The organism is Massilia sp. LXY-6, from assembly GCF_051233485.1.
In the GTDB taxonomy this organism is placed as follows: domain Bacteria; phylum Pseudomonadota; class Gammaproteobacteria; order Burkholderiales; family Burkholderiaceae_D; genus Telluria.
On sequence record NZ_JBKFGF010000029.1, the window covers coordinates 147,380 to 153,621 of the forward strand.

Annotated in this window: 5 protein-coding genes and 2 tRNA genes; all 7 read left to right on the forward strand. The window is 59.7% G+C overall.

Annotated features, from left to right (window positions below):
* The first annotated feature begins 64 nt into the window (after positions 1 to 64).
* A complete protein-coding gene (gene clpP / locus ACI48D_RS14905) occupies positions 65 to 682 on the forward strand; it encodes an ATP-dependent Clp endopeptidase proteolytic subunit ClpP (protein WP_197416444.1) in 618 nt (205 codons plus the stop codon).
* Between the two features lie 147 nt (positions 683 to 829).
* Positions 830 to 2,098, forward strand: coding sequence for an ATP-dependent Clp protease ATP-binding subunit ClpX (gene clpX / locus ACI48D_RS14910; protein WP_435572017.1), 1,269 nt, complete (start codon positions 830 to 832; stop codon positions 2,096 to 2,098).
* Between the two features lie 395 nt (positions 2,099 to 2,493).
* Positions 2,494 to 4,905 carry an endopeptidase La gene (gene lon / locus ACI48D_RS14915; protein WP_435572018.1) on the forward strand — a complete coding sequence of 804 codons (2,412 nt, stop codon included), beginning with the start codon at positions 2,494 to 2,496 and terminating at the stop codon, positions 4,903 to 4,905.
* A 260-nt stretch (positions 4,906 to 5,165) separates the two neighbouring features.
* Complete coding sequence (locus tag ACI48D_RS14920; RefSeq protein ID WP_435572019.1) at positions 5,166 to 5,438, forward strand: HU family DNA-binding protein; 273 nt, start codon at positions 5,166 to 5,168, stop codon at positions 5,436 to 5,438.
* Positions 5,439 to 5,484: 46 nt separating this feature from the next.
* A tRNA-Asp gene (locus ACI48D_RS14925) sits at positions 5,485 to 5,561 on the forward strand.
* 35 nt (positions 5,562 to 5,596) lie between these two features.
* Positions 5,597 to 5,673, forward strand: a tRNA-Asp gene (locus tag ACI48D_RS14930).
* 86 nt (positions 5,674 to 5,759) lie between these two features.
* A partial coding sequence (locus ACI48D_RS14935) for a SurA N-terminal domain-containing protein (protein ID WP_435572020.1) occupies positions 5,760 to 6,242 on the forward strand: 483 nt, incomplete at its 3' end.

The following is a 6,242-nucleotide window of genomic DNA, read 5'->3' on the forward strand; positions in this document are numbered from 1 at the left end:
CCGACCGGCGCCTGCGTGCGCCGGTTGGCATCTCTGAACATCTTCTTTAAGGAAAGTGACAGGTATGAATCGTAATCCTGCGTTGGATACCCAAGCCCTCGGCCTGGTGCCGATGGTGATCGAGCAGAGCGGCCGCGGCGAGCGTGCCTACGACATCTACTCGCGCCTGCTGAAAGAGCGCGTGATCTTCCTGGTCGGTCCTGTCAACGACCAGATGGCCAACCTGATCGTGGCCCAGCTGCTGTTCCTGGAAAGCGAAAATCCGGACAAGGATATTTCGCTCTACATCAACTCGCCGGGTGGTTCGGTGTCGGCTGGCCTGGCCATCTTCGACACGATGAACTTCATCAAGCCGGACGTGTCGACCCTGTGCACGGGCCTGGCTGCCTCGATGGGCGCCTTCCTACTGGCGGCCGGCGCGAAGGGCAAGCGTTTCTCGCTGCCGAACTCGCGCGTCATGATCCACCAGCCCTCCGGCGGCTCGCAGGGCATGGCTTCGGACATCGAGATCCAGGCCAAGGAGATCCTGTACCTGCGCGAGCGCCTGGCGCGCATCATGGCCGACAACACCGGCCAGACCATCGAACAGATCCACAAGGACACCGACCGCGACCGTTTCATGTCGAGCGAGGAAGCCGTGGAGTACGGTCTGATCGACAGGGTCTTGACCAATCGCGCATAAGCACCATATGCGGTGTTGCTGAAAGACGCCCGAGCGCAACAGCGGATCGGGCGTTCTTTTTTTATTTCGGGTAGCATGGAGACGTGCACACTTGTTGCGCCCCCGTATTAGCGTTATATTCGTAGCAATTCAACAGAAACCTGCCCCATGTCTGACAAAAAATCCTCTAGCGGTGAAAAACTCCTGTACTGCTCCTTCTGCGGCAAGAGCCAGCATGAGGTGAAGAAGCTCATCGCAGGACCATCGGTCTTTATTTGCGACGAGTGCATCGACCTGTGCAACGACATCATCCGCGACGAGACCTCGAACGTCGAATCGGTGGCGGGCGCCAAGTCCGACTTGCCGACGCCGCACGAGATCGCCGAACTGCTGGACCAGTATGTGATCGGCCAGCTGACGGCCAAGCGCATCCTGTCGGTGGCGGTGTACAACCATTACAAACGACTCAAGCACCTGGGCAAGAAGGACGACATCGAGCTGTCCAAGAGCAATATTCTGCTCGTGGGTCCGACCGGTTCCGGCAAGACCCTGCTGGCCCAGACCCTGGCGCGTACCCTGAATGTGCCCTTCGTGATCGCCGACGCCACCACGCTGACCGAAGCCGGCTACGTGGGTGAAGACGTCGAGAACATCATCCAGAAATTGCTGCAAAGCTGCAACTACGAGGTCGAGAAGGCCCAGCGCGGCATCGTCTACATCGATGAGATCGACAAGATTTCCCGCAAGTCCGACAACCCGTCGATCACCCGCGATGTGTCGGGCGAGGGCGTGCAGCAGGCCCTGCTGAAGCTGATCGAGGGCACCATGGCTTCCGTGCCGCCGCAGGGCGGGCGCAAGCACCCGAACCAGGACTTCGTCCAGATCGACACGACCAATATCCTGTTCATCTGCGGCGGCGCCTTCGACGGTCTGGACAAGATCATCCAGAACCGTTCGGAAAAATCGGGTATCGGTTTTGGCGCCAACGTCAAGAGCCAGACCTCGCGTTCGGTCAGCGACGTGCTGATGGAAGCCGAGCCGGAAGACCTGGTCAAGTTCGGCCTGATCCCGGAACTGGTGGGTCGCCTGCCGGTGGTTGCGACGCTGAGCGAGCTGACCGAGGAAGCGCTGATCCAGATCCTGGTCGAACCGAAGAATGCGCTGATCAAGCAGTATTCGAAGCTGCTGGACATGGAAGGCGCCGAACTCGAAATCCGCCCGGCGGCCCTGCACGCGATTGCCAAGAAGGCACTGGCGCGCAAGACCGGTGCACGCGGCCTGCGTTCGATCCTGGAACACGCCCTGCTGGACGTGATGTATGAATTGCCAAGCCAGCAAAATGTGGTGAAAGTCGTGATTGATGAAAATACGATCACGAACGGTGCAAAACCTTTGCTGATTTATAGCGAATCGCCGAAAGCAGCTGGGGAAAATTAAAATTTCCTCGCGCACACACAACAAAAGGTCTTGAAACGCTGATCCTTGGCGGTACAATTTATCTCAACAAAAGACGAGATGTAGAACAATCGTAGCGAGCGGAAGCAGGTTCGTCGGGCACGCCTAGTGCGAGAAGCGCAGCTGTACTCAGGTACGGCGAGCATCGCAGATCGGACCTGCAACGCGCAGCAGATTTTTCAAATCTCGGTACCCGGGCTTCAATCGAAAAGCCACTCGTGATTTCGGTCGCGCAGTGGCTTTTTTATTTCAAAAGCCACTTTTGTCAGAACGGCTAAGTTTGATTAACTGTTGCAATAGAAAATTATTTTTCGGCCGCTCTTGTGATTCGACGGTGGACTCCCAACATCGTCAACACGCTTTTTATAAGGTATGCCATGACGACTACTAAATTTACTGAACAAATGACCTTGCCGCTGCTGCCGCTGCGCGACGTGGTCGTGTTTCCGCATATGGTGATACCTCTGTTCGTCGGCCGCCCGAAATCGATCAAGGCGCTTGAAGCCGCGATGGAACAGGGTAAGAGCATCATGCTCGCTGCCCAGAAAGCAGCTGCCAAGGACGAACCTTCCGCCGCAGACATCTACGAGATCGGCTGCGTGGCCAATATTCTGCAAATGCTGAAGCTGCCCGACGGTACCGTGAAGGTGCTGGTCGAAGGCGCGCAGCGTGCCCGTATCAATCACATCACCGACGCGCCGAGCCACTTCGTCGCCGACCTGACTCCGATCAACTCCGAAATCGGCGACGATTCGGAAGTCGAGGCGATGCGCCGCGCGATCGTCCAGCAGTTCGACCAGTACGTCAAACTGAACAAGAAGATCCCGCCCGAGATCCTGGCTTCGCTGGCCGGCATCGACGACGCCGGCCGCCTGGCCGACACGGTTGCCGCCCACCTGCCGCTCAAGCTCGAGCAGAAGCAGGTCATCCTCGAGATCTTCAACGTCGCCAAGCGCCTTGAGCACCTGCTCGGCCAGCTGGAACTCGAACTCGACATCCTGCAGGTGGAAAAGCGCATCCGCGGCCGCGTCAAGCGCCAGATGGAGAAATCGCAGCGCGAGTACTACCTGAACGAGCAGGTCAAGGCGATCCAGAAAGAGCTGGGCGAAGGCGAAGACGGTGCCGACATCGAAGAGCTCGAGAAGAAGGTGATCGCGGCCAAGATGCCGAAGGAAGCCATGGAAAAGGCCCAGGGCGAGATCAAGAAGCTGAAGATGATGTCGCCGATGTCGGCCGAAGCCACCGTGGTGCGCAACTACATCGACACCCTGATCGGCTTGCCTTGGAAGAAGAAGTCAAAGGTCACCATCGACCTGGAGAAGGCCCAGCAAGTGCTGGAATCCGATCACTACGGCCTCGACAAGATCAAGGAACGCATCCTCGAGTACCTCGCAGTCCAGCAGCGCGTGGACAAGCTGAAGGCGCCGATCCTGTGCTTCGTCGGTCCTCCGGGCGTGGGTAAAACCTCGCTGGGCGAGTCGATCGCCCGCGCGACCGGCCGCAAGTATGTGCGCATGGCGCTCGGCGGCGTGCGCGACGAGGCCGAGATCCGCGGCCACCGCCGCACCTATATCGGCTCGATGCCGGGCAAGGTGCTGCAGTCGCTCTCGAAAGTCGGCGTGCGTAACCCGCTGTTCCTGCTCGACGAGATCGATAAAATGGGCGCGGACTTCCGCGGCGACCCGTCCTCGGCATTGTTGGAAGTGCTGGATCCGGCGCAGAACCATACCTTCAGCGACCACTACGTCGAAGTCGACTTCGACCTGTCGGACGTGATGTTCGTTGCGACCTCGAACTCGTTCAACATCCCGCCGGCGCTGCTGGACCGGATGGAAGTGATCCGCCTGTCGGGTTACACCGAGGATGAGAAGACCAGCATCGCGCAGCGCTACCTGATGCCGAAGCAGATCAAGAACAACGGCCTGAAGGAAGAAGAGATCAAGGTCGAGGAATCGGCGATCCGCGACATCATCCGTTACTACACCCGTGAAGCGGGCGTGCGTTCGCTCGAGCGCGAGATCTCGAAGATCTGCCGCAAGGTCGTCAAGATGCTGCTGCTGAAGAAGGACAACAAGCGCGTCATCGTCTCGGGCAAGAACCTGGACAAGTTCCTGGGCGTACGTCGTTTCGACTTCGGCGTGGCCGAGAAGGACAACCAGGTCGGCCAGGTGGCGGGCCTCGCATGGACCGAAGTCGGTGGCGACCTGCTGACCATCGAAGCCGTGCAGGTGCCGGGCAAGGGTGCGGTCATCCGCACTGGTACGCTCGGCGACGTGATGAAGGAATCGATCGAAGCCGCTCGTACCGTGGTGCGTTCGCGCGCCCAGCGCCTGGGCATCAAGAGCGAAACCTTCGAGAAGACCGACATCCACATCCACCTGCCGGAAGGTGCGACCCCGAAGGACGGTCCGTCCGCCGGTATCGGCCTGACGACGGCGCTGGTGTCGGTGTTCACCGGCATCCCGGTCCGCGCCGACGTGGCGATGACGGGCGAGATCACGCTGCGCGGCGAAGTGCTGCCGATCGGCGGCCTCAAGGAAAAGCTGCTGGCTGCGCAACGCGGTGGCATCAAGACGGTGCTGATCCCCGAGCAGAACGTGAAGGACCTGGCCGACATTCCGGACAACGTCAAGAACAAGCTCGAGATCGTGCCGGTACGTTGGATCGAGAAGGTGCTCGAAGTCGCGCTGGAGCGCCAGCCCCAGCCGCTGGTCGAGGTGCCGGCCGTCGCGGCGGCAGCCCCGGTTGCCGCAACCACGGACGGGCAGGGCGGCGTGGTCAAGCACTAAGCAGTCAGCGTTAGCAGTCGTATCGTCGTCGTCCCCGCGCAGGCGGGGACCCACACTGAGCATCCGGAGTCGGCTCGGCATGGGTTCCCGTCCTCGCGGGGACGACGTTTTTACGCATGGGGGCGACGCTGTCGGGCCGCAGTCCGAGCACTCTCTCTCTAAACGTTGCCATTCAGCAGTAACCTTGCTTGACACAAGGCATTCCACCCTTGTTTAATACGCGCTTGCGGTTTTTGCCGAATGTCTAACGAGGGAAAGAAGTGAACAAAACTGAACTGATCGAAGAAATCGCGAAGTCCGCGGACCTGACCAAAGCCTCTGCGGCACGCGCCCTCGACGCGATGATCATTGCTGTGACGAATACCCTGAAGAAGAACGACAGCGTGACCCTGGTCGGCTTCGGCACTTTCACCGTGGGCGAGCGTGCCGCCCGTACCGGCCGCGATCCGCGCACCAAGGAAGCCATCAAGATCAAGGCCGCCAAGGTCCCGAAATTTAAGGCTGGTAAAGCCCTGAAAGATGCAGTAAACTAATGCCTTCGCTGCGCCGGCCGCAGCGGAGAGTGTCGCCTTATTGCGTGGAGCGGTAGTTCAGTTGGTTAGAATACCGGCCTGTCACGCCGGGGGTCGCGGGTTCGAGCCCCGTCCGCTCCGCCACCCGATAAGGCAAAGCGACATGCAGTACAGATTCTGGAGCGGTAGTTCAGTTGGTTAGAATACCGGCCTGTCACGCCGGGGGTCGCGGGTTCGAGCCCCGTCCGCTCCGCCAGAAATGAGGTGTGAAGAAAAGGCGAACGTTGTTCGCCTTTTTTTTTAGCTTTTCGTAATCGCATTTTCAACCTTGATTGGCTGACCATGTTTGAATTTATCCGTACCCACCAGCGGCTGATGCAGTTCCTGCTGCTCCTGTTGATCCTGCCTTCGTTCGTGCTCGTCGGCGTTAGCCAGTATGAAAAACGCAGCGATAGCGATGGCGTCGCTACCGTCGATGGCCGCAAGATCACGCAGCAGGAATGGGAAGCGGCACAGCGCCGCCAGATCGAGCAGGCGCGCGCCATGATGGGCCCTCAATTCGACCAGAAGCTGTTCGATACGCCGGAAGCGAAGCAGGAAGTCCTCGATGGACTGGTGGCCGAGCGCGCGGTCGGCGCCGAAGTCGCGCGCAACCACCTGGCGGTCGGTAACGATTCCCTGGCCAAGGGCATCATCGAACAGACCGGCCTGCGCAAGCCGGACGGCAGTTTCGACCTGGACGCCTACAAGGCCTTCCTGGCTTCGCAGGGCATGAGCGCCCAGAACTTCGAGCAGCGCGTCGGCTACCAGCTGGCGGTGCAGCAG

Bases quoted from the DNA above. Each gene is read 5' to 3' on its own strand.
- clpP (WP_197416444.1), top strand. From the start codon at position 65: ATGAATCGTAATCCTGCGTTGGATACCCAAGCCCTCGGCCTGGTGCCG.
- clpX (WP_435572017.1), top strand. From the start codon at position 830: ATGTCTGACAAAAAATCCTCTAGCGGTGAAAAACTCCTGTACTGCTCC.
- lon (WP_435572018.1), top strand. From the start codon at position 2,494: ATGACGACTACTAAATTTACTGAACAAATGACCTTGCCGCTGCTGCCG.